At 47.6% G+C, this 21,786-nt stretch carries 21 protein-coding genes; 6 read left to right on the top strand and 15 right to left on the bottom strand.

Annotated elements, in window-relative coordinates; all coding sequences use genetic code 11:
• Positions 1-26: 26 nt before the first annotated feature.
• From rnc to AOC20_RS02125, 12 genes are all read right to left on the bottom strand, one after another.
• Entirely contained in the window at positions 27-800 is a 774-nt protein-coding gene (gene rnc / locus AOC20_RS02180; protein ID WP_215362105.1) for a ribonuclease III, read from the bottom strand.
• Between the two features lie 23 nt (positions 801-823).
• Positions 824-1,630: a signal peptidase I gene (gene lepB / locus AOC20_RS02175; protein WP_215361088.1), complete on the bottom strand. Its 807-nt coding sequence runs from the start codon at positions 1,628-1,630 to the stop codon at positions 824-826.
• Positions 1,630-3,435: a translation elongation factor 4 gene (gene lepA / locus AOC20_RS02170; protein WP_215361087.1), complete on the bottom strand. Its 1,806-nt coding sequence runs from the start codon at positions 3,433-3,435 to the stop codon at positions 1,630-1,632. The genes lepB and lepA overlap by 1 nt, the downstream gene beginning before the upstream one ends.
• 135 nt (positions 3,436-3,570) lie before the next feature.
• Positions 3,571-5,019 (bottom strand): DegQ family serine endoprotease, encoded by a 1,449-nt coding sequence (locus tag AOC20_RS02165; RefSeq protein WP_215361085.1) that lies wholly within the window; start codon positions 5,017-5,019, stop codon positions 3,571-3,573.
• A gap of 50 nt (positions 5,020-5,069) precedes the next feature.
• Positions 5,070-6,317 carry a beta-ketoacyl-ACP synthase II gene (gene fabF / locus AOC20_RS02160; protein WP_215361083.1) on the bottom strand — a complete coding sequence of 416 codons (1,248 nt, stop codon included), beginning with the start codon at positions 6,315-6,317 and terminating at the stop codon, positions 5,070-5,072.
• A 21-nt stretch (positions 6,318-6,338) separates the two neighbouring features.
• Positions 6,339-6,578 (bottom strand): acyl carrier protein, encoded by a 240-nt coding sequence (gene acpP, locus AOC20_RS02155; protein ID WP_215361078.1) that lies wholly within the window; start codon positions 6,576-6,578, stop codon positions 6,339-6,341.
• A gap of 102 nt (positions 6,579-6,680) precedes the next feature.
• A complete protein-coding gene (gene fabG, locus AOC20_RS02150; RefSeq protein WP_215361077.1) occupies positions 6,681-7,424 on the bottom strand; it encodes a 3-oxoacyl-ACP reductase FabG in 744 nt (247 codons plus the stop codon).
• 26 nt (positions 7,425-7,450) lie between these two features.
• Positions 7,451-8,386, bottom strand: coding sequence for an ACP S-malonyltransferase (gene fabD, locus AOC20_RS02145; protein ID WP_215361076.1), 936 nt, complete (start codon positions 8,384-8,386; stop codon positions 7,451-7,453).
• Positions 8,387-8,440: 54 nt separating this feature from the next.
• Positions 8,441-9,427: a beta-ketoacyl-ACP synthase III gene (locus tag AOC20_RS02140; RefSeq protein ID WP_215361074.1), complete on the bottom strand. Its 987-nt coding sequence runs from the start codon at positions 9,425-9,427 to the stop codon at positions 8,441-8,443.
• Positions 9,424-10,437: a phosphate acyltransferase PlsX gene (gene plsX, locus AOC20_RS02135; protein WP_215361072.1), complete on the bottom strand. Its 1,014-nt coding sequence runs from the start codon at positions 10,435-10,437 to the stop codon at positions 9,424-9,426. Before plsX ends, AOC20_RS02140 begins: the two co-directional genes overlap by 4 nt.
• Before the next feature lie 83 nt (positions 10,438-10,520).
• Positions 10,521-10,700 carry a 50S ribosomal protein L32 gene (gene rpmF / locus AOC20_RS02130; protein WP_011902241.1) on the bottom strand — a complete coding sequence of 60 codons (180 nt, stop codon included), beginning with the start codon at positions 10,698-10,700 and terminating at the stop codon, positions 10,521-10,523.
• Between the two features lie 105 nt (positions 10,701-10,805).
• Positions 10,806-11,381 (bottom strand): YceD family protein, encoded by a 576-nt coding sequence (locus AOC20_RS02125; RefSeq protein WP_215361057.1) that lies wholly within the window; start codon positions 11,379-11,381, stop codon positions 10,806-10,808.
• Between the two features lie 13 nt (positions 11,382-11,394).
• Between AOC20_RS02125 and AOC20_RS02120 the strand changes: the two genes are divergently transcribed.
• A complete protein-coding gene (locus AOC20_RS02120; RefSeq protein ID WP_433915461.1) occupies positions 11,395-12,033 on the top strand; it encodes a Maf family nucleotide pyrophosphatase in 639 nt (212 codons plus the stop codon).
• A 15-nt stretch (positions 12,034-12,048) separates the two neighbouring features.
• Positions 12,049-12,819 (top strand): SAM-dependent methyltransferase, encoded by a 771-nt coding sequence (locus AOC20_RS02115; RefSeq protein WP_215361055.1) that lies wholly within the window; start codon positions 12,049-12,051, stop codon positions 12,817-12,819.
• An 18-nt stretch (positions 12,820-12,837) separates the two neighbouring features.
• Here the strand turns inward: AOC20_RS02115 and AOC20_RS02110 are convergent, their stop codons facing one another.
• The 3 genes from AOC20_RS02110 to AOC20_RS02100 are packed head-to-tail and all read right to left on the bottom strand — an operon-like array spanning position 12,838 to position 15,553.
• On the bottom strand, positions 12,838-13,785 hold the full coding sequence (locus AOC20_RS02110; protein ID WP_215361053.1) for a S49 family peptidase: 948 nt from the start codon (positions 13,783-13,785) through the stop codon (positions 12,838-12,840).
• A 58-nt stretch (positions 13,786-13,843) separates the two neighbouring features.
• Positions 13,844-14,518: an HAD-IA family hydrolase gene (locus AOC20_RS02105; protein WP_215361048.1), complete on the bottom strand. Its 675-nt coding sequence runs from the start codon at positions 14,516-14,518 to the stop codon at positions 13,844-13,846.
• Positions 14,519-14,536: 18 nt separating this feature from the next.
• The gene (locus tag AOC20_RS02100; RefSeq protein WP_215361046.1) at positions 14,537-15,553 is read right to left on the bottom strand and encodes an RluA family pseudouridine synthase; all 1,017 of its coding nucleotides are present in this window, start codon (positions 15,551-15,553) and stop codon (positions 14,537-14,539) included.
• Between the two features lie 467 nt (positions 15,554-16,020).
• On the opposite strand from AOC20_RS02100, the gene AOC20_RS02095 reads away from it, so the two are divergent.
• The 4 genes from AOC20_RS02095 (at position 16,021) to moeA (ending at position 21,775) form a co-directional block, all read left to right on the top strand.
• The gene (locus AOC20_RS02095) at positions 16,021-18,636 is read left to right on the top strand and encodes an Rne/Rng family ribonuclease (RefSeq protein WP_215361044.1); all 2,616 of its coding nucleotides are present in this window, start codon (positions 16,021-16,023) and stop codon (positions 18,634-18,636) included.
• Positions 18,637-18,729: 93 nt separating this feature from the next.
• Complete coding sequence (moaA, locus tag AOC20_RS02090) at positions 18,730-19,857, top strand: GTP 3',8-cyclase MoaA (protein ID WP_215361041.1); 1,128 nt, start codon at positions 18,730-18,732, stop codon at positions 19,855-19,857.
• Positions 19,857-20,462 (top strand): molybdenum cofactor guanylyltransferase MobA, encoded by a 606-nt coding sequence (gene mobA / locus AOC20_RS02085; RefSeq protein ID WP_215361040.1) that lies wholly within the window; start codon positions 19,857-19,859, stop codon positions 20,460-20,462. Before moaA ends, mobA begins: the two co-directional genes overlap by 1 nt.
• Entirely contained in the window at positions 20,459-21,775 is a 1,317-nt protein-coding gene (gene moeA / locus AOC20_RS02080) for a molybdopterin molybdotransferase MoeA (protein ID WP_251373131.1), read from the top strand. The genes mobA and moeA overlap by 4 nt, the downstream gene beginning before the upstream one ends.
• Positions 21,776-21,786 lie beyond the last annotated feature (11 nt).

Below are 21,786 nucleotides of genomic sequence, written 5' to 3'. Positions count from 1 at the left end.
GGCGATAGTGCCGCATCTAAACACAATTAGCCCTTCAGCTTAAGATTGAACTGCTCTTCGGTCACTTCTTTTTTAGCTGCTTTCTTTTTGGCTGACCGAGTCTTTTTAGGTTTTCGAGATTCTTGTGGCAATGCCTTTAGCATGGCAATTAATGCCAGCTTTGCTGCAGCTTGCTCAGCGGCACGACGTGACGCGCCCTCACCTTTAACAGCTACCTTATGACTAGGAATTAAGCACTCAACCTCAAACTGTTGATTGTGTGCAGCACCAGTAGTGCCGGTAACGTTGTAGGTTGGCAATGGCAATTGGTAGCCTTGTAAACACTCTTGTAAAAGCGTTTTGTCATCTTTACCTAAAGTTTTTGGATCAACGTGCGCCAAGATAATGGAATATAGCTTACGTAAGCTCGTCTTCGCTGCCTCAAAACCGCCATCCATGAAGATAGCCCCTGTAACTGCCTCTAATGTGTCTGCAAGGATTGAAGGACGACGGAAGCCCCCGCTCTTCAACTCACCTTCACCTAAGCGTAAGTAATCCGACAAAGATAAAGTTTGGGCGATTTCATATAGGGCTTGTTGCTTCACCAAATTGGCACGCACTCTTGAGAGATCACCCTCATCTAAATCGGAATATCGCTCATAGAGCATTTCAGCGACGACGCAATTGAGAATAGAGTCTCCCAAAAACTCAAGGCGCTCATTATTTTTCTTGCTATGACTCCGGTGAGTCAGGGCTTGATTTAGTAACTCTGGTTTCTTGAAGGTGTATCCAAGGCGCTCTTGCAGCGGTCCAATTTCGATAACGGCGCGCGCATTCATGATGTTTACTCGAATCCGCCTATACGGCCAAGATTGCCCAAATTAAGCCAAACAAAGAAGGCCTTACCAACAATGTTTTTATCTGGCACAAAACCCCAGTAGCGTGAGTCTGCGCTGTTATCGCGGTTATCACCCATCGCAAAGTAATGTCCTGCAGGCACCTTACATGTCATACCAGACTGCTGATACTGACAGAATTCAGAACCCGGGAAACGCTCCATCGGAAATACAGCAGACGGACGATCGGGGTCATTGAGGATCTCATGACGGTTGCCGCCCAAATCTACTGGGAAGGTTTCCGTAAAACGCTTGGCATAACGCATGCTCTCAGGATCAAGATATGATTCGCCCCCGCTATATTGCAGGGGTTGGCCATTGATTGTTAAGCGTTTATTTTCATAAGTGATTTCATCGCCTGGCAAAGCCACTACACGCTTGATGTAATCGACCGACTCATCCCGCGGGTAACGAAACACAACAACATCGCCACGCTTAGGGGAACCAAGATCTACTATCTTTTGATTAATCACTGGCAAACGAATGCCATAGGTGAATTTATTCACCAAGATGAAATCACCAATTTGCAAAGTCGGGATCATGGAGCCAGAAGGAATCTTGAAGGGCTCAGCAATAAAGGATCGTAATACAAAGACTGCACAAATGACCGGAAAGAAGCCGGCTGTGTACTCAAGCCATAAAGGCATACGATCATTGCCAGCCAAACGTCTTTGCGGGGCAAAGTGAAGTTTGTCAGCAACCCAAGCAATTCCAGAAATGATTACGAGGATGAAGAGGATGAGAGCAAAGTTCATTAATCCTCCACCTGCAGAATCGCCAAGAAGGCTTCTTGTGGAATCTCTACGTTACCCACCTGCTTCATACGCTTCTTACCTTCTTTTTGCTTCTCTAATAGCTTGCGCTTACGAGAAATATCTCCGCCGTAGCACTTAGCCAAGACGTTCTTACGCAAAGCTTTGACGTTCTCACGCGCCACAATATTGCTACCAATGGCCGCCTGAATCGCTACATCAAACATTTGACGGGGAATGATGCCGCGCATCTTGGCAACCACTTCACGGCCGCGATGCTGACTATTGCTTCTGTGAACAATCACAGAGAGTGCATCCACTCGCTCGCTATTAATGAGGATATCTACCTTTACCACGTCTGCCGGGCGATATTCTTTGAATTCATAATCCATCGAGGCATAGCCACGTGAGATGGATTTCATTTTGTCAAAGAAGTCTAAAACGATCTCAGCCATTGGCAACTCATAAGTCAGTTTGACCTGACGACCGAGGTAATTCATATCCATCTGAATGCCGCGCTTACCAACGCATAAGGTAATGATTGCACCCACATACTCTTGGGGCATATATAAATTCACTGTCACGATAGGCTCAAGAATCGTATTGATCTTGCTGGCCTCAGGCATCTTCGATGGATTGTCTACCAATATGATCGAGCCATCAGATTGCTCCACCTGATACACCACCGTTGGAGCGGTAGTGATGAGATTCATTCCGTACTGACGCTCTAAGCGCTCTTGCACAATCTCCATGTGCAACAAACCCAAGAAGCCACAACGGAAACCAAAACCAAGCGCCTGAGAAACCTCTGGCTCATACAAGAGCGAGGCATCATTGAGCTGCAACTTCTCTAAGGATTCACGTAACTGATCGTATTCGCTAGACTCGACTGGATACAAACCAGCAAATACTTGTGGCTTAACCTCTTTAAAACCAGGTAACGGTGCAGCAGCAGGGGCTCTGCCTTGCTGTCCCGGAGAATGCGTCACTGTATCGCCTACCTTAGCTGCTTTTAATTCTTTAATGCCAGCAATCACAAAACCTACTTGACCAGCAGATAACTCTGGACGGTCCACAGACTTCGGACTGAACACGCCGACGTGCTCAACTAAATGACTTGAACCATTAGCCATTAAGGTAATTTTTTCTTTTGGCTTTAAGGTGCCATTCACAACGCGCACCAGCATGACAACGCCTACGTAGTTATCAAACCAGGAGTCAATGATCAAGGCTTGTAATGGGTCTGTTGCATTGCCGGTTGGTGGGGGCACCCTAGCAATCATTTCCTCGATCACATCCTCAACACCCAAACCTGTTTTGGCTGAGCAAGTGACTGCTTCAGACGCATCAATACCAATGACGTCTTCAATTTCTTTTTTAGCGCGCTCAGGATCTGCCTGGGGTAAATCAATCTTATTCAGTACCGGTACAACTTCGACACCCAACTCCAGTGCCATGTAGCAGTTGGCCACTGTTTGAGCCTCAACACCTTGACTAGCGTCTACCACCAGCAACGCGCCTTCACAGGCAGATAAGGAGCGGCTTACCTCATAAGAGAAGTCAACGTGTCCCGGAGTATCAATAAGATTGATGTTGTAAATCTTGCCGTCTTTAGCCTTGTAATTTAAAGCTGCAGTTTGAGCTTTAATCGTAATGCCGCGCTCACGCTCAATATCCATTGAGTCAAGAACTTGGGCTTCCATTTCGCGATCAGAAAGACCGCCACATAGTTGAATAATGCGATCAGCAAGCGTCGATTTGCCGTGATCGATATGGGCGATGATAGAAAAATTGCGGATTAAATCCATAGCGTCTTATAGGTCATTCAAAAAACGCCTTGTCAGAACGCACCACGATGATGCGCTGCAAAAAGTCGTCTTAAAGTGATTGTAATGGGTGGCGCCCAAAAGGCGCCAATCCCCATTTTAGGGCTCAAAATAGGGTTATTTAGGCCTTACAGGCACCACCAAAGTACTGTCAGCGCGCCGTATGAAGACCGGGACCGCCTTATTAGCATCCAAGCCCTTCACTAACGCCTCAAACTGCTTGACACCCGTAATATCGGCATCTGCAACCCGAATAATGACATCTCCAGGGCGAATTCCGGCTCTAGCCAAGGGCCCTTCCCCTAAACCAGTCACCTCAACCCCGCCTTTGATATTCAAATCCTTCTTTTTAGCGTCCGAGAGATCGCTAACAGCCACCCCTAAGGCATTTGCGCTATTGGCGTTTGCTGCAGGCGCATCAGACTTCTTGTTGGCTGCCTGAGTGGAGTCTGTGTCTGCAACCGTTACGGTTAAATCACGAGTCGCACCCTTGCGCCAAACTTGCAATGGCGCTGAAGTTCCGGGCTTAGTTTCGCCAACTACTCTTGGTAAGTCGGTTGATCTAGCAATATCGCGACCGTTAAAACTCAGAATCACATCGCCCGCTTCAATTCCACCAGCAGCGGCAGGACCACCTGGTTCGACATTACGAACATAGGCGCCACGAGGTTTGCCTAAGCCCAAACTCTCAGCCACCTCCTTAGTCATCTCACCCAATGCAACACCAATGCGACCCCGAGTCATCTTGCCATTAGTGCGTAACTGATCTGCTACACGCATTGCTTCATCAATTGGAATCGCAAAGGAGATACCCATGTAACCGCCAGAGCGACTAAAAATTTGAGAGTTAATGCCAATCACTTGACCAGCAGTATTTAAGAGTGGTCCTCCAGAGTTCCCTGGATTAACTGCAACGTCAGTCTGAATGAAAGGCAAGTAGTCACCAGTGTCACGGCTCTTAGCCGAGACAATGCCTGCAGTGACCGTGTTCTCAAGGCCAAACGGGGAGCCAATCGCCAACACCCATTCACCCACACGCACTCTAGATGAGTCACCTAAAGGCAACTTCGGTAGATCTCGCGCTTCAATTTTGACAACGGCAACGTCAGTACGCTTATCCATACCGAGTAGCTTTGCTTTGAACTCACGCTTATCTGTCAATGTTACATAGATAGTAGTGGCGCCCTCAACCACGTGAGCATTTGTCAAGATCAAACCGTTGGACTCAATAATGAAACCAGAACCCACACCACGATCTGCTTCTTGTGGTTTGCCAGGATTTGGTTGCGCCTGTTTAGGTCCACCTGGCATTCCAGGAATCGGTACACCAAAGAAACGACGGAAGAATTCGGCCTGATCTTCAGGCATCCCCGGAATGCCACCCTGAGCCTGTTGCTGCACTACTTTTTCAGTGGTTCGGATATTGACAACGGCTGGACTCGCACGCTCAACCAAATCCGCAAAGTCAGGAATGCTGACGCGAGGATTTTGCGCAGAGGCGGATGGAATAAATGCGATTTGCCCCAGACTCAAAATAGCCAAGAGCGCAATTAAATACTTTTTCATAATGCTATAGACCTACTTGGTGAAAACCAACAATGAAGATAAAGAGAATATTAGGTCAGTTTGCCAAAAATCAAGGTACCGTTAGTACCCCCAAAGCCAAAGTTGTTTTTGACTGCATGGTCAATCTTCACGTCCCTAGCAGTATTGGCGCAGTAGTCCAAATCACACTCAGGGTCTTGGTTAAAGATATTGATAGTAGGTGGCGATTTTTGGTTATGAAGAGCCAAAATCGTGAAAACAGACTCCAGGCCGCCAGCACCGCCCAAAAGGTGGCCAGTCATAGACTTAGTAGAGTTAATTAAAGTCTTTTTGGCATGATCGCCTAAGGCAGCCTTAATCGCGCCAGTTTCGTTCTTATCACCCAATGGAGTTGAGGTGCCGTGAGCATTAATGTACTGAATTTGATCCGCATTTAAGCCAGCGTCGCGCATAGCATTCACCATACAACGACGTGGGCCATCCATATTTGGAGCGGTCATGTGATACGCGTCGCCGCTCATACCGAAGCCAAGTAACTCACAATAGATTTTTGCACCGCGTGCTTTTGCATGCTCGTACTCTTCGAGCACAATAACGCCAGCACCTTCGCCCAGAACAAAACCATCTCGGTCTTTATCCCAAGGACGTGATGCCGTTGCAGGATCATCATTACGGGTAGAGAGTGCTCTTGCAGAAGCAAAGCCACCAACGCCTAATGCAGAGATGGTGGATTCAGCACCACCTGCAACCATAACATCAGCATCACCGTACTGAATTAAGCGTGCAGCCAAACCAATACTATGCAAACCAGTGGTGCAAGCAGTTACTGCAGCAACGTTTGGACCTTTGAGTCCAAACAAGATGCTGAGATGACCAGAAATCATATTAATGATTGATCCCGGCACAAAGAATGGTGAGATACGACGAGGGCCACGAGCCAATAACTCAGCACCCGTTTCCTCAATCATTGGCAGGCCGCCGATACCGGAACCAACCATCACACCTACGCGCTCGGCGTTTTGCTCTGTGATCTCTAGACCGCTGTCGCGAATCGCTTGCGTACCTGCAGCAATGCCGTAATGGATAAAGGTATCCATATGGCGCGCCTCTTTGGCAGATACATATTCTTCGACATTGAAATCTTTCACCTCTCCAGCGAAATGAACGCTCAGTGGAGTGTGGTCAAACTTAGTGATGGTCGCTATGCCTGATTTACCCGCAAGCAAATTAGACCAAGCGACATCAACCGAGTTACCAACAGGTGAGATGAGACCAAGGCCGGTAACTACTACCCGGCGTCGGCCATTTGATGCTGACACAGTAATACCTAGGCTAGGGAATTAACCCTGAGCTTTTGATTTAGCGAAGTCGATCGCGAGCTGAACTGTAGTGATCTTTTCAGCTTCCTCATCAGGAATTTCGATACCGAATTCATCTTCCAAAGCCATAACCAGCTCAACAGTGTCAAGAGAGTCAGCGCCCAAGTCGTTCACGAAAGAAGATTCATTCTTGATTTCTCCTTCTGCGACGCCTAATTGCTCAGCGACGATTTTCTTAACGCGTTGTTCGATGTTGTCCATTAATTTCCCCAGGGGTTGTAAAAAACGATGAAAAGGATTTTATCAGTTTGGCGGACCGAATTAGCAAATTCGCCTAAAAATGACCAAATCCTAGCTTTGCCGTTAGGCTAAATATAGTCCGCCATTGACATGTAGGGTATTACCCGTAATGTATCCAGCCGCCGGAGAGGCCAAAAAGGCCACCGCCTGAGCAACATCCTCAGGACTACCCAAACGCGCCAAAGGAATGTTCACTTTGAGGGCATTTTGCTGTTCTTCACTCAAAGCGCGAGTCATATCAGTATCAATAAATCCAGGAGCCACACAATTGACGGTGATATTGCGGCTACCAATTTCACGAGCCAAGGCACGGGTCATTCCAGAAACGCCTGCTTTGGCAGCAGCGTAATTCGCCTGACCAGGATTGCCCATATGACCAACAATAGAGGTGATGTTAATAATGCGGCCACCGCGAGCCTTCATCATTGGGCGCATCACTGCTTGAGACAGGCGGAAGACTGAACTTAAATTAGTGTCAATTACATCGGTCCACTCTTCGGACTTCATGCGCATAGCTAAGTTGTCACGCGCGATGCCAGCGTTATTCACCAAAATATTGATGCCACCATATTCTTTCACGATCAGGTCGATTATTTCTTCACAAGCATTTGGTGCAGTCACATTCAACACTTTGCCTGCGCCACCCGAAGCCTTTAAACGCTCATCAATCGCTTTGGCGCCACTTTCTGACGTAGCAGTACCAATTACCTTTGCACCACACTTCACTAACTCATCTGCAATCGCCTGGCCAATGCCCCGTGAGGCGCCAGTTACCAAAGCAATTTGTCCACTTAAGTCGAGATTCATATTTATCTTCCGCTATGTCGATTGTTTTATTTCAAGCTTGCCAGAACTTCATTCAAGCTGGCGTCATCAAATACCGGTACGCCTGTGACTTGATCATGAATACGCTTGGTGAGACCCGCCAATACCTTGCCAGGACCACACTCAACCACTTGGGTGATTCCTTGACCCGCCATTGCCTGAATCGTTTCTTGCCAGCGAACAGGCTTAGCAGCTTGGCGCACCAACGCATCTTTAATCGCTACAGGATCATTTAAGATTTCCACATCCACGTTATTGATGACAGAAATGCTTGGGGCGTTGAATTCAATATTGGCTAAGTAGCCTTTGAGTTTTTCAGAAGCCGGCTGCAATAAAGAAGAATGGAACGGTGCAGACACCGGCAATGGCAATGCACGTTTTGCACCGGCAGCCTTCAATAACTCACATGCCTTAGTGACCGCATCACTTGCACCAGCAATCACTACCTGACCCGGGGCATTGAAATTCACGGCCTCAACAACGCCACCAGATGCTGCACTCGCTTCAGCGCAAACCTTAATGACAGTTGCATCATCTAAACCTAAAATGGCAGCCATACCGCCAGTACCAACCGGTACTGCACTTTGCATTGCCTCAGCACGAAAACGCACCAACGGAACAGCGTCTTTAAAAGAAATTACGCCCGATGCCACCAAGGCAGAGTATTCACCGAGGCTATGACCAGCCATCACTTTTGGAGTAGCGCCACCGGCAGCTAACCAGGCACGATAAAAAGCCACACCAGCAGTCAACATCACTGGCTGCGTATTGGTAGTTAATGACAAGGCCTCTGCAGGGCCTTCAGCGATCAGTTTGGTGACGTCCTCGCCCAAAGCATCTGAGGCCTCTTGTAATGTTGCGCGTACCTCTGGGCGCTGCGCAATAGAATTGAGCATGCCAACCGATTGAGAACCTTGGCCTGGAAATACGAATGCAAATGTCATGAGATTAATTCGCTAAATAATGATTTGAATAAATAAGAATACTTATATTACGCATTAATACTTGAGGGCAACCGCACCCCAAGCGAAGCCGCCGCCAACACCTTCTAATAAAAGATACTGACCACGTTGAATTTGACCAGAACGTACACCCGCATCGAGGGCTAATGGAATCGATGCAGCCGAGGTATTGCCATGCTCATGCACGGTAACAATGACTTTATCCATGGACATACCCATCTTCTTGGCTGTACCCTCCATGATGCGAATGTTTGCCTGATGCGGAACCAACCAGTCGATTTGCTCCGGCTTGAGATTGGCTTTTTCAAGCGCTTCGTGAGCCACTTGCTCCAAAACCTTAACTGCCAATTTAAATACCGCTTGACCGTCCATCGTCATAAATGGGGAGCCATGAACTTCACCGTTACCAGCGCGCCCAGGGACACATAAGATATCGCGCTGGCTTCCATCTGCATGCAATGCCGTAGATAAAATGCCAGCCTCTTTAGAGGCCTCGAGCACAACTGCTCCAGCACCATCACCAAACAAAACGCAGGTACCACGGTCTTGAAAATTCAGAATCCGGGAGAATGTTTCTGCGCCAATGACTAAAACTTTTTTGTATGTACCAGAACGAATAAAAGCATCGGCAATGGCGAGCGCATAAGTAAAGCCAGCACAAACTGCCTGAACATCAAACGCGGCACAAGCAGTATGCGCACCTAATTTGTCCTGTACTACGCAAGCAGTACTTGGAAAGCCGCCCAAATGATCAGGTGTAGAGGTGGCCAAAATAATCAGATCTAAGTCTTCTGAAGTAATCCCCGCAGAATCTAATGCTGCTTGAGCGGCCTTTACTGCGAGATCACTAGTAAGCTCATTTTCAGCGGCAAAGTGGCGTGCAGAAATACCGCTGCGCGTTTTAATCCATTCATCACTAGTCTCTAAGCCAGTTTTAGCAAGTCGATCCACTAAATCTTGATTGGTTAAGCGCAGCTCTGGAAGATAGCTACCGGTTCCTGCGACTCTTGCAAAAATACTCATTCTTTTGTCTCCACCACAAAGGCTGCAGCAATGCGCTCTACCATACGGTTCTTAGCAGCTTCATAAGCACGGTCCAATGCAAAGCCAAATGCAAATCGATCGGCGGATCCATGACTCTTAATCACGCAACCACGCAAACCTAACAATACTGCACCGTTATAGCGACGATGATCAACACGCTTACGAACACGCAATAAGGGCACCATAGCGCAGATTGCCATCAGCTTAGTGAGCAATGAGCGATTAAATTCTTCGCGAATCAAACCACTCATCATTTTTGCTAAACCTTCGCTAGCTTTTAACACCACATTACCAACAAAACCATCACACACCACAATGTCGGTTGTGCCTTTAAAGATATCATTACCTTCTACGTTGCCGTAAAAGTTTAAAGAGGTTTTGCGCAGCAACTCACTCGTTTGCTTAACAACCTCATTACCTTTAATCACTTCTTCGCCAATATTTAGCAAGCCGATTGAGGGGTTTGGGTTACCGTCGACTACTTGCACCATGACATTGGCCATTTGTGCAAACTGCACTAAATGCATCGGCTCACAATCAGCATTTGCGCCAAGATCCAGCATAGTTGTGCCACGTCCTAATTCATTAGGGATGGCAGTTGCAATTGCGGGACGATCAACACCCTCAAGTGTCTTCAGAATGTAGCGAGAGATCGCCATGAGCGCGCCGGTATTGCCAGAAGAGATCACTGCATCAGCAGCGCCCTCTTTAACTTGCTCAATGGCAATGCGCATAGAGGAATCTTTTTTACGGCGCAAAGCAACCTCGATGGGGTCATCCATCAAGACAACTTCACTAGCGGGAATAATTTGAATGCGCTCCATGGGAGCTTTAGGAGATTTACTCAACACTTGTTTGATTAAATCGGGATCGCCAACGAGAGTGATCCTCACATCCGCGTGTTTCTCCAGGAAATCGCAGGCAGCGGGAACCGTCACGACGACTCCATGATCTCCGCCCATGGCATCAATAGCGAGAGTAACGCTCATAAGCTCATTGATTGCTGCAAGTGATTTATCCAAGAAAAAAGCGGCTTTAACTGGAGCCGCTTCTATCTGTTTAGACTAAAAAATTAGTCGTTTTTAGTTTTAACAACTTTACGACCACGATAGTAGCCATTTGGTGAAATGTGGTGGCGCAAATGAGCCTCACCAGTCGTGGCTTCAACAGCCGTAGCAGGTGCGGTCAAAAAGTCGTGCGCACGGTGCATGCCACGTTTGGAAGGTGATTTTTTATTTTGTTGAACGGCCATATTGAACTCCTAAGCAAGGCGACATTCTAACATGGAAAAGCGCCTAAATGCTTGATTTATTGACAAAACGTCCTCAAAACAACAATAGAAATCAAACCTCTGATTTCAGTTTTTCTTCATATTTTTCAATATGTTAAAGGGATTTTCCCGCTCATTTGGGGCATCTTCATCCGCCTCATCCCCAAAGGTGGAAGCATGGGGTTCGCAAAATCCCTCTGGGTGCTTTGGAATCAAGGGTAAGGACAACAAAATCTCATCCTCAATGGTTTCCAGTAGGTTGAAATGCTGGGTAACGACCAACGGTTCTTGCTCTTCGTCCTCTAAGGGGTACGAATCGGCCTCCTCATCAGTAGTAACCAGCAAAAATCGACGGTTTTCATCCAAATCTACGGCGCAATCCTGCAAACAACGCTGGCAAACCAGGTGCAAACGGCCTTTCAGACCTAATTCCAGAATTTGATGTGGATCACTGCCAGGAGCATCTTCAAAGTGGGTTTGAACCGACCAATCAAAGCCATCCCCTGCATTAATGGCTGAAGCCTCCTGGGCCACCCTGGGCATATCTGGGATGCTTAAAAAACCAGTCCCTTTATAGGATTGGGGGGCGCAAAAATCCACCCTCTTCAAAGCACTAGGTTCAGCAGATAGTTCGACTTGAGGTAAAACTTGATTACGATTCATAGCATTAGTCTAAATGAATGCCAGCCCGAAAGTGCAGAACACCATGAGTATCTCAAGCAGCTCGCCTCAAAACCCAAGTCTCATCTTGGCATCTACGTCGAAATATCGCCGTGAACTTTTAGAGCGTCTGCGCATTCCTTTTGAAGTGATCTCACCTAAAGTGGATGAGACGCCACTCACCGGTGAGAGCACGCTCGAATTGGCATTACGCCTTGCGCACGCAAAAGCAGCAGCCGTTGCTAAAGAACATCCTCATACCTGGGTGATTGGCTCCGATCAAGTTGCGGACCTCTGTGGCGCAGCTATTGGAAAGCCTGGTAATTTTGAAAGGGCTCTTGCTCAGTTGCAACTCATGCGCGGTCAAACAGTCATTTTCCAAACTGCTCTATGCCTAATGAAGGGCGATACCCAAACTACTTTATGCGTTCCCACTGAAGTGACCTTTCGTAAACTATCTGACAGTGTTTTAGAGGCCTACTTACTTGCTGAAGAGCCATACGATTGTGCCGGCAGCGCTAAGTCTGAAGGTCTAGGCATCAGCCTCCTAGAGTCGATTAAAAGTGATGACCCAACTGCTTTAATTGGTTTGCCGCTGATTGCATTGACAGGCCTGCTGCGTGATGCAGGTTTTGCGATTCCATCTAAAACTTAAAACAAAAAGTAATTCATGACTAAGCTCGGTACTCTGTATTTAGTTCCCAACACATTGGGTGACGATGGTCGTGTAGAGCAATTACCTTGGGTACTGCCATCCGAAACTATTACGCAATCCGCCAAGCTAAAACATTGGATTGTGGAAGACGCTAAAACAGCGCGCGCCCTCTTAAAAGCCATTGATGCTGTGTCACCATTGGCATGCACCATCCAAGAAATGCAAATGAGTGAATGGCGTGGAGCAGCTCGCAATGCTAAGTATGGTGACTCGGTAAAACCTGCAGATTTACTCAAGCCCTTACTTGCTGGAAATGACATGGGTTTAATGTCGGAGGCAGGCGTACCAGGGGTGGCGGATCCAGGTGCAGAGTTAGTGTTAGCAGCACATAAGCTAGGCGCCACAGTAAGGCCACTTGTGGGCCCAAGCTCGATTTTGCTGGGGCTAATGGCTAGCGGACTGAATGGCCAACGCTTTGCTTTTCAGGGCTATCTTCCAAATGATGCTCATGAGCGAACCGCCAAACTCAAACAACTCGAAGTGGAGTCTCGCAAATTACAACAAACCCAAATTTGGATTGAGACTCCATATCGCAATACTGCGATGTTGATGGCTTGTCTCAATTCATTGGCGCCACAAAGCTTGCTCTGTCTTGGAGTAGATCTCAGCCTGCCATCAGAAATGATCACAACCCTATCGATTGCGGATTGGCGTAAACGCTATCCGAATAAAGCTGCCTGCGCCCCATTACAAAATAGGCCAACAGTATTTCTACTATTGGCCTAGATCTTTAGCGCCTTCGTTTTACTTTAGATCTGGGGTCTTTACCAGAGCTTTACCGGCAGCCGCTCCAGCCTCAGCACCAAAGCGTTTGGCAACACGCTCAGCAAAGTTTTCTTTCATGGTGTAGTCCAGAATATCCGGCGCCTTAAAAATATCGCGCGCAACCGATTCAACCGTGCCATAACCATCTGCTAAGCCGATCTTCACAGCCTGCTCACCATTCCAAATACGCCCAGAGAATAAATCCGGCACATCTTTTAAGCGATCCCCGCGCCCCTCTTTCACTACCGTAATAAATTGCTGATGAATCTCATCAATCATGGTCTTCACCATTTCAACTTGCTTGGGATTCTCTTTGCTAAATGGATCCATCATGCCTTTATTAGAGCCTGAGGTAATCATGCGACGAGTAACGCCTAGCTTATCCATCAAACCCGTAAAACCAAAGCCCTCCATGATTACGCCAATAGACCCAACCAAGCTGGCTTTATCAACCAGGATTTGATCGGCCGCTACTGCAACGTAGTAACCACCTGAAGCGCAAATATCTTCAACCACTACATAAAATGGTTTTTTAGGATGTAATTTACGTAAGCGATGAATCTCATCATTAATGATCCCTGCCTGAACTGGAGAGCCGCCGGGACTGTTAATGCGCAATACAACACCAGCGCTTTGCTCATTCTCAAAAGCTGCTAATAAAGAGGAATTGATATCCATTGCATTGGCCATTGAGCTAGAGGAAATTTCACCTTCGAGCGTCACTAAGGCCGTATGCTTTTCAACCCCCATGCCCTTGCCTGGTAGATGAAAATCAAATATCGAAAGAAGTGCGCCCACGATGACTAGCAATGTAAGTACTCGTAATACCGCTTTCCAGCGACGGGCTTTGCGAGTCTCTTTTAAATTCTCCAAGAGAAGATGTTCAAGCGCTTGACGTTCCCAGTTTGGGTTTGGATTGTTTTCCATCTTTTAAATTCCTCAGTCTTGCTAATTTACTTACTAATTAACTCATTCAATTATGAAATTACACATTATTTTTAAGCCACTGCGAAAGCTGCACAACATCATCTACATGCACTAATGATGGTGACTCCTTTAGAGTGCTCGGGGGATGAGCCCCATAGGTAACAGCTACCGCATCAACACCAGCATTGGCTGCCATATCTAGATCATGCGTCGTATCGCCAATCATCAACATACGGCGTGTCGGCACCTGCATCACATCCGATAACTCCAGCAACATTCCCGGATGAGGCTTAGAGAAAGATTCATCGGCAGTTCGGGTCTCATGAAAAAGATGGCCAATTTGATGATGCTTGAGTGAGCGGTCTAAACCCACACGGGACTTGCCCGTAGCAACGCCCAGTAAATACTGCTGATCATGTAATTCTTGCAAGAGCTCACGGATGCCGACAAACAAATCAAGCTCATGGTCTTTTGCTAAGTAGTGATAGCGAAAACGTTCTGTGAGTTTTTGAAAATGAATTGGCTCAACCCAAGGCACCGCTCTTCTTAATGAGTCCTGAATACCCAAGCCAATCACTGAACTGGCCAAGGTATCATCGGGCGCCTTAAAACCTAAATCGCGGCACGCTTGCTGAATGCAATGCACGATCGTTGGTGTGGAATCCATAATGGTTCCATCCCAATCCCAAACAATGAGGTCATAAGGTCGATTTGATTTATTTGTATGCGGCATTCTTCTGAATTCTTATTCTTACTGCTCAAAAGTTTTCATCATGGCGGTAAATTCTGGGGGCAATGGTGACTCAATACGCATCTTTTCACCGGTTCGGGGATGCGTAAAACCAGCTAGATGCGCATGCAGATAAAGGCGTTTTGATTTAATCGCCTTATCTAAATCTTCAAAGCCGTATTTATCATCGCCCAAAATTGCGTGGCCCAGCTTTAGCAAGTGCACCCGGATCTGATGGGTACGTCCTGTCTTGAGTTGAGCCTCAGCCAAAGTAATGGTGGCATCTTCACGCTTCAATGTTTTAGTGACTCGCAAAGCGGTATGGCTTGGTAAACCATCTGGGTCAACGCGAACGCGACGCTCACCATTGGGCAGTAGATATTTATGCAACGGGTACTTTAGTTGCATGGTTTGTGCGCCCTGAACGATTTCACCATGCGCGAGTAAGAAGTAACGCTTGTCAGTTTGACCCTCGCGGATTTGACGATGTAACTCTACTAAAGCACTGCGCTTTTTAGCCAAGAGCAATACTCCAGAGGTATCGCGATCTAAGCGATGTACCAATTCCAGAAAGTTGAGTTCTGGACGGGTAATGCGCAAGGTCTCAATGACCCCAAGGGCAATACCTGATCCGCCATGAACAGCCAAACCGGCTGGCTTATTCACAATTAAGAGTGCCTCATCCTCAAAAAGGATAGGCATTTTGTCGGAATAGCCATGCGCCCGGGATTTGGTTTGAGCACTATTAACAGCAGCAATTTGGGCAGGCTCGGCAATTCGAACCGGCGGTAAGCGCACCACATCACCCTCAATGAGGCGCGTTGTTGGCTCAGCCCGCTTTTTATTGACCCGGACCTCTCCTGAACGAATAATTCGGTAAACGTGGCTTTTAGGGACTCCTTTAGCCCAGCGCAGTAAATAGTTATCCAAACGCTGGCCAGCCTCTTCCGGACCAATGGTCTGAAGGCGCACCGCAGCGGGCACTGAGGTAGAGGGCGTTTTTACCGTAGAAGGCTTGGAAATGGGTTCGGATTTCATGATTTATCTCTCTTGTGACCCCAGCGAGGGATGACAAGGGACTCAACAATACCCCATTGTCACGCAACTTGTGCCGTATAATCAACGCTCTAGCCAATTTATTGGCCCGAGACGAGCCTGAAGTCAGGTTTGAATCGTGGAGCTTGGAGTCGCCCTTTAAAAGACTCCCGGGGTTGCCCCTCCCCCGTTGTAATGAGGCGCAGGGTTGGTGTGCCGTATGCCGCGACCCGCGATTAGAAGACAGTTTTTTAGGCGCGCGCCTGCATTGATGACCTAAAGGAGGTCTCTGCGGCGATCGTCAAGTGTGGCACCGATTTAACCAACCGTTAACTGGGTGAACTAGGCAAAAAATGCCTAGATTTGCATGATCCACACTCATATACCGCCTTAGGCTTAGTCCCAAGCGGCATCTAACTTGTCCCCTAACGCAGCGCGCAACGACGCCCTCCCCCATAGGAGAGTGTTATATGAAACGCATGTTGTTTAATGCAACTCAACAAGAAGAGTTGCGAGTTGCCATCGTTGATGGTCAAAAACTGATTGATATCGATATCGAAGCCGCCGGTCGCGAACAACGCAAAGGCAATATTTACAAAGGTGTCATTACCCGAATTGAACCTTCCCTTGAGGCCTGCTTTGTCAATTACGGCGAAGAACGTCATGGCTTTTTGCCATTCAAGGAAGTAGCCCGCAGCTACTTTAAAGAAGGAATCGACGTCCGCAACGCTTCCATTAAGGATGCCTTGCGCGAAGGTCAGGAAATCATTGTTCAAGTAGAAAAAGAAGAGCGCGGCCAAAAAGGTGCTGCACTCACCTCCTTTATTTCCTTGGCAGGCCGCTATTTGGTCTTAATGCCAAATAACCCACGTGGAGGTGGTGTTTCTCGCCGTATTGAAGGTGAAGACCGCCAAGAACTCCGCGAAGCGATGGCTCAACTAGAAGTAGCAGATGGCATGAGCATCATTGCTCGTACAGCTGGTATTGGTCGTGACGCTACAGAATTGCAATGGGACTTAAGTTACCTCATGCAGTTGTGGAAAGCGATTGATGAGGCTGCTAAAGGCAACTCTGCTCCACTATTGATTTACCTCGAATCTAGCCTAGTGATTCGCGCTATTCGTGATTACTTCCAGCCTGATATTGGCGAGATCCTCATCGATACTGATGACATCTACGAACAAGCTGCCGCATTTATGTCGGTAGTCATGCCGGACAACTTGCCACGCGTGAAGCGCTATCAAGATGACGTGCCGTTGTTCTCTCGTTTCCAGATTGAACATCAAATCGAAACTGCGTACTCACGTACTGTGCCACTGCCATCAGGCGGCGCAATCGTGATCGACCACACCGAAGCTTTAGTTTCAGTTGACGTGAACTCAGCTCGCGCAACTCGTGGTTCTGATATTGAAGAAACAGCTACTCGTACAAACTTAGAAGCTGCGGATGAAATCGCCCGTCAAGCACGTTTACGTGACTTGGGTGGCTTGATCGTGATCGACTTCATCGATATGGAATCCAGCAAGGCTCAGAAGGATGTTGAGAATCGCTTGCGCGATGCTTTGCGCCATGACCGCGCTCGTGTACAGATGGGTAAGATCTCCAAGTTTGGCCTGATGGAAATGTCACGTCAACGCTTGCGTCCAGCATTATCTGAAGGTAGCCATGTAACCTGCCCACGTTGCAACGGCACAGGCCACATTCGCGACACTGAATCTTCTGCATTGCAAGTTCTGCGCATCATCCAAGAAGAAGCAATGAAGGAAAACACAGCAGCGATTCATACACAGGTACCAGTCGAAGTGGCTGCGTTCCTATTGAATGAAAAACGTGCTGAAGTAATCAAGATTGAAACTCGCTTCAAAGTCAATGTCTTGATGGTTCCAAACAAGCATTTAGAAACTCCACATTACAAACTAGAGCGTTTGCGTCATGATGATCCACGTCTTGATGATCAAAAGGCTAGCTATGTCATGGCAGAAGAAGCTGCTCGCGAATTGGAAACAGACACAACCGTTAGCAAAAAAGACGCTGATGTCAAAGTGCGTCCAGAAGCTGCCGTTAAAGGCATCACTCCAACACAACCTGCACCAATTAGCCAACCTCGTCCTGCCCGTACTGAAACAGTCAAAGCAGAGAGCTCTGGTGGTTTCTTTGGATTTATTAAGAGCCTTTTTGGTTCATCTCCTGCTGTTGAAGAAAAGCCTGCGCCAAGTAACCCACGTGGTCGCAATCAAGGCCGCAATGGTAATGATCGCAATCGTGGCCGTAATCGTCGCGGTGAGCGTACAGAGCGCCCAGCAGCAACTGCGGCCGATGGCACTCCAGCAGAAGGCACTAATAACAATCGTAGCCGTAACAACCGCAACGGCAATCGTAACCAGAATGGTCCAAAGCCAGAGCGTCAAGCTAATCCAGCAGCAGCAACCCCTGCAACTGAAGCGGCTCCTGCTGGCGAAGCAACTCCGAGTGCTGATGGTGAAGAGCGTCGTGGTCGTGGTCGCAACCGTCGTGGTCGTGGTCGCGGTCAACGTGGTGAGCGTACAGAGAATGGTGATGCAGCAACTGCTGTTTCCGCTACTCCATCAGCAAGTCCATTTGCAGGCCCTCCCGTAGGGATGGCTGGTACATCTGCCACTATGCCAATGCAAAACCTTGCTAATAGCTTTGGCAATGCAAAACCCGTTACAGAGAAGCAAGAAAGACCAGAGCGCGCACCACGTGCTCCACGTCAATCGAATCGCCCTGCACAAAATTCTGCTCCGGCTCCGGCTCCGACTTCAGCTCCAGCATCTGCTCCAGCACCAGTTGCTGCAGCTGCTAAGTTAGAAGTGATTGCTAAGCCTGCGCCGGAACTTCCTAAAGTTGCCTTCCAGGCACTTGAAGAAACGCCTTTGCATAGCGTTGTGCAATCAGCTGGCATGATTTGGGTTGCCACCGACTCTTCCAAGCACGCTGAAGCACAAAGCCAGATACAGGGTGAACCTAGTATCCAAAACTTAGGTAGAACACCTAAGCCTGCAGCAAGTATTCCTGAAGGTCCAATGGTTTTAGTGGAAACCGGCGGCCAAGAAAAAACGGTTTAACGCTTATTCAAGCTTTTCTCCAGACTGCCATTTATCCCAAAAGGATATTTGGCGGTTTGGCAGAAACCCCGTTTCACAGCCATAATTGAGATCATGGTTGAAAAAGTAAACCCAAAAGTAATCCCGATCCGCATTGATGAAGGCAGAGGCCTAGCGCCTTCTATTGGCTCGCAACTTGTCACGCCTCATGGTCATACCAAAGATACTCGGGGGCGCGCCCTAAGAGATCTCCGTATCTCCGTAACGGATCGCTGCAATTTCCGTTGCACTTATTGCATGCCCAAAGAAGTATTCGATCAAAACTATCCCTATCTTGCTCATAAAGAATTACTCAGCTTTGAAGAAATCACTCGCCTCACCTCTATCTTCGCCACATTAGGCGTTGAAAAAATTAGGTTAACTGGTGGCGAGCCTTTGCTTCGCAAGAACTTAGAAGTGTTGATTGAGATGCTGGCAAAGATTCAGACATCCGAAGGTAAGGCGCTTGATCTGACACTAACAACCAACGGTAGCATTCTGCGTAAAAAAGCGGCTGCCTTAAAAGCAGCAGGCCTACAACGATTAACGGTAAGCCTCGATGGACTAGATGACGCGATATTCAAAAAAATGAATGATGTTGATTTTCCAGTCGCTGATGTGCTTGACGGTATTAAAGCAGCGCAAGAGGTTGGCTTCCAAAACATCAAAGTGAACATGGTCGTCAAAAAAGGTACCAACGATCATGAGATCGTAGCGATGGCAAAACACTTTAAAGGTAGCAGTGTCATTCTGCGCTTTATTGAATTTATGGATGTGGGTAGCTCCAATGGTTGGAATATGGAGCAAGTCCTGCCCTCCAAAGAAGTGATTGCCCGCATTAATGAAGTCTTTCCATTGGAAACCATTGAGGCTAATTACACCGGTGAAGTTGCACAGCGCTGGCGTTACGTTGATGGCTCAGGTGAAATTGGAGTGATCTCTAGTGTTACTCAAACCTTTTGCCATGAATGTACAAGGGCGCGCATTTCTACCGATGGGCAAATGTACCTCTGCCTTTTTGCCAACGAAGGTTTTGATTTCAAAACTCTATTACGCTCTGGCAAATCAGATTTAGAAATTGCTAATGCCGTAATGAATACTTGGTCGACTCGCGAAGATCACTATTCAGAAATTCGTGGTTCTCATACTGCGAATCTAGCCTCCGGCAATCGCAAGGTTGAAATGTCTTACATTGGTGGCTAATGATTTCAAGTAAAGACATCACTGGGCTCATTCTCGCAGGTGGGCGCGCACAACGAATGGGCGGCATTGATAAAGGATTAATTCCTTTCCATGACAAGCCATTGATAGAGTCAGCCATTGCAAAGCTCAAGCCTCAAACTCAGTCCATCATCATTAATGCCAACCGCAATATTACAAAGTATGCGAGCTATGGATACCCCGTGATCATGGATGAAACTCCAGACTTCTCAGGCCCCTTGGCTGGCTTCTCTGTTGGTCTGAAGGCATGCAAAACTCCCCTCCTTCTTACTTCTCCTTGTGACTCACCCTTGCTTCCCAACAATCTCGCGGAGCTAATGAGTGCTGAGATGGAGCGTGGTGATTTTCAATTGGTCTATGCCTCTAGCAAGGAGGTAGATGGCAAGGTATGGGCTCAGCCTGTATTTTGTTTGATGCGCGCAAACTTACTAGACTCTCTTACCCACTTTCTACTGAAGGGTGATCTGAAAATAGATCGCTGGTTTAAAGAGTTACGCAGCGGTACAGTGATCTTTAATGATCCTTTGGTTTTTGCCAACGTGAATACCCCCGAAGAACTCAAGTCACTAGAAGCGGTATCAGCATGAACCATTCACCAAACCAGCCCATCCTGATGACTTCCTCACTCCATGTGAATGATGCACGTAAGGCTATTGCCGAGTTGGTAGATGACCTCATTGCTGAATCTGCAGCCATTAATGATCCTGCCGACATTGAAACTGTGGCGCTAGATCAAGCAATCAATCGAATCCTAGCAAAAGATCTTCTTTCACCAATCGATGTTCCCGCTGCAGACAACTCCGCTATGGATGGCTATGCATTTGATGGCAAATGCCTCGATACGAGTTACCCAACTATCTCACTAAAGATTATTGGTACTGCATTTGCAGGCAAGCCTTATGAAGGCAGTGTTGGACTAGGAGAGTGCCTCAAGATCATGACCGGTGCGGTCATGCCGGTTGGATGCGATACGGTCATTCCACAAGAATTTACAACTAGCAAAGATGATCTCGCAATTGAATTCAAGCAGGATCAATTAAAACTTGGTGAGAACAGGCGCTTACGTGGTGAAGATCTGCAACAAGGCAAGCCTGCCATTTCAGCCGGTCGCTTGCTACGTCCTTCCGATCTGGGTCTAGCCGCATCACTCGGTATTGCATCCCTACCAGTTAAGCGCAGGCTTAAAGTAGCCATCCTTTCGTCAGGCGATGAATTACGCACTCTGGGTGAACCCTTAGATGCAGGTAGCATTTATGACAGCAATCGCTATAGTCTGACTGGCCTACTAAATCGACTCAATCTAGACATCATTGACTGCGGCATTGTGCGCGATGACCCCGCCTCTTTGAAGCAAGCCTTTATTGCAGCAGCCAGTAAATCAGATGTACTTATTTCTTCTGGTGGCGTATCTGTAGGTGAGGCGGATTTCACAAAACAGATCATGCAAGAACTAGGCGATGTCGGTTTTTGGAAAATTGCGATGCGTCCCGGACGCCCCATGGCCTTTGGAGTCCTCAAGCCAGTGGCTGGAAAATCACCTGCTCGCAAAACCCTCTTCTTTGGTTTGCCAGGAAATCCAGTGGCAGTGATGGTGACCTTCTATCAATTTGTCCGCGCAGCTCTTTTGCAACTGAACGGCGCAAATCAAACCGAACCTCCATTGACCCAAGCAATAGCCGAGGCACCAATCCGGAAAAAACCAGGTCGCACCGAGTTTCAGCGCGCCATCTTGGGACGAGGAGCTGATGGTAAGCCTTCGGTCAGACTGACTGGCAGCCAAGGCGCCGGAATTTTGCGCTCTATGAGTGAGGCTAATTGCTTTGTGATTCTTGGTCACGACCAGGGAAATATTGCCGCTGGAGACTGGGTAGATATAGCGCTTTTTGATGGACTGCTTTAAGATTGCGTCAT

This window comes from Polynucleobacter ibericus, from assembly GCF_018687955.1.
Taxonomy (GTDB): Bacteria; Pseudomonadota; Gammaproteobacteria; order Burkholderiales; family Burkholderiaceae; genus Polynucleobacter; species Polynucleobacter ibericus.
Note: the sequence above shows the minus strand (reverse complement) of the source record. Positions and strands in the feature narration are given on the sequence as shown.

What these genes read in the sequence shown, in the direction of transcription:
- lepB (WP_215361088.1), bottom strand. Translation starts at nt 1,630, where the DNA reads ATGAACTTTGCTCTCATCCTCTTCATCCTCGTAATCATTTCTGGAATT.
- lepA (WP_215361087.1), bottom strand. Translation starts at nt 3,435, where the DNA reads ATGGATTTAATCCGCAATTTTTCTATCATCGCCCATATCGATCACGGC.
- AOC20_RS02165 (WP_215361085.1), bottom strand. Translation starts at nt 5,019, where the DNA reads ATGAAAAAGTATTTAATTGCGCTCTTGGCTATTTTGAGTCTGGGGCAA.
- acpP (WP_215361078.1), bottom strand. Translation starts at nt 6,578, where the DNA reads ATGGACAACATCGAACAACGCGTTAAGAAAATCGTCGCTGAGCAATTA.
- fabG (WP_215361077.1), bottom strand. Translation starts at nt 7,424, where the DNA reads ATGAATCTCGACTTAAGTGGACAAATTGCTTTGGTAACTGGCGCCTCA.
- fabD (WP_215361076.1), bottom strand. Translation starts at nt 8,386, where the DNA reads ATGACATTTGCATTCGTATTTCCAGGCCAAGGTTCTCAATCGGTTGGC.
- AOC20_RS02140 (WP_215361074.1), bottom strand. Translation starts at nt 9,427, where the DNA reads ATGAGTATTTTTGCAAGAGTCGCAGGAACCGGTAGCTATCTTCCAGAG.
- plsX (WP_215361072.1), bottom strand. Translation starts at nt 10,437, where the DNA reads ATGAGCGTTACTCTCGCTATTGATGCCATGGGCGGAGATCATGGAGTC.
- rpmF (WP_011902241.1), bottom strand. Translation starts at nt 10,700, where the DNA reads ATGGCCGTTCAACAAAATAAAAAATCACCTTCCAAACGTGGCATGCAC.
- AOC20_RS02125 (WP_215361057.1), bottom strand. Translation starts at nt 11,381, where the DNA reads ATGAATCGTAATCAAGTTTTACCTCAAGTCGAACTATCTGCTGAACCT.
- AOC20_RS02120 (WP_433915461.1), top strand. Translation starts at nt 11,395, where the DNA reads ATGAATGCCAGCCCGAAAGTGCAGAACACCATGAGTATCTCAAGCAGC.
- AOC20_RS02115 (WP_215361055.1), top strand. Translation starts at nt 12,049, where the DNA reads ATGACTAAGCTCGGTACTCTGTATTTAGTTCCCAACACATTGGGTGAC.
- AOC20_RS02110 (WP_215361053.1), bottom strand. Translation starts at nt 13,785, where the DNA reads ATGGAAAACAATCCAAACCCAAACTGGGAACGTCAAGCGCTTGAACAT.
- AOC20_RS02105 (WP_215361048.1), bottom strand. Translation starts at nt 14,518, where the DNA reads ATGCCGCATACAAATAAATCAAATCGACCTTATGACCTCATTGTTTGG.
- AOC20_RS02100 (WP_215361046.1), bottom strand. Translation starts at nt 15,553, where the DNA reads ATGAAATCCGAACCCATTTCCAAGCCTTCTACGGTAAAAACGCCCTCT.
- AOC20_RS02095 (WP_215361044.1), top strand. Translation starts at nt 16,021, where the DNA reads ATGAAACGCATGTTGTTTAATGCAACTCAACAAGAAGAGTTGCGAGTT.
- moaA (WP_215361041.1), top strand. Translation starts at nt 18,730, where the DNA reads ATGGTTGAAAAAGTAAACCCAAAAGTAATCCCGATCCGCATTGATGAA.
- mobA (WP_215361040.1), top strand. Translation starts at nt 19,857, where the DNA reads ATGATTTCAAGTAAAGACATCACTGGGCTCATTCTCGCAGGTGGGCGC.
- moeA (WP_251373131.1), top strand. Translation starts at nt 20,459, where the DNA reads ATGAACCATTCACCAAACCAGCCCATCCTGATGACTTCCTCACTCCAT.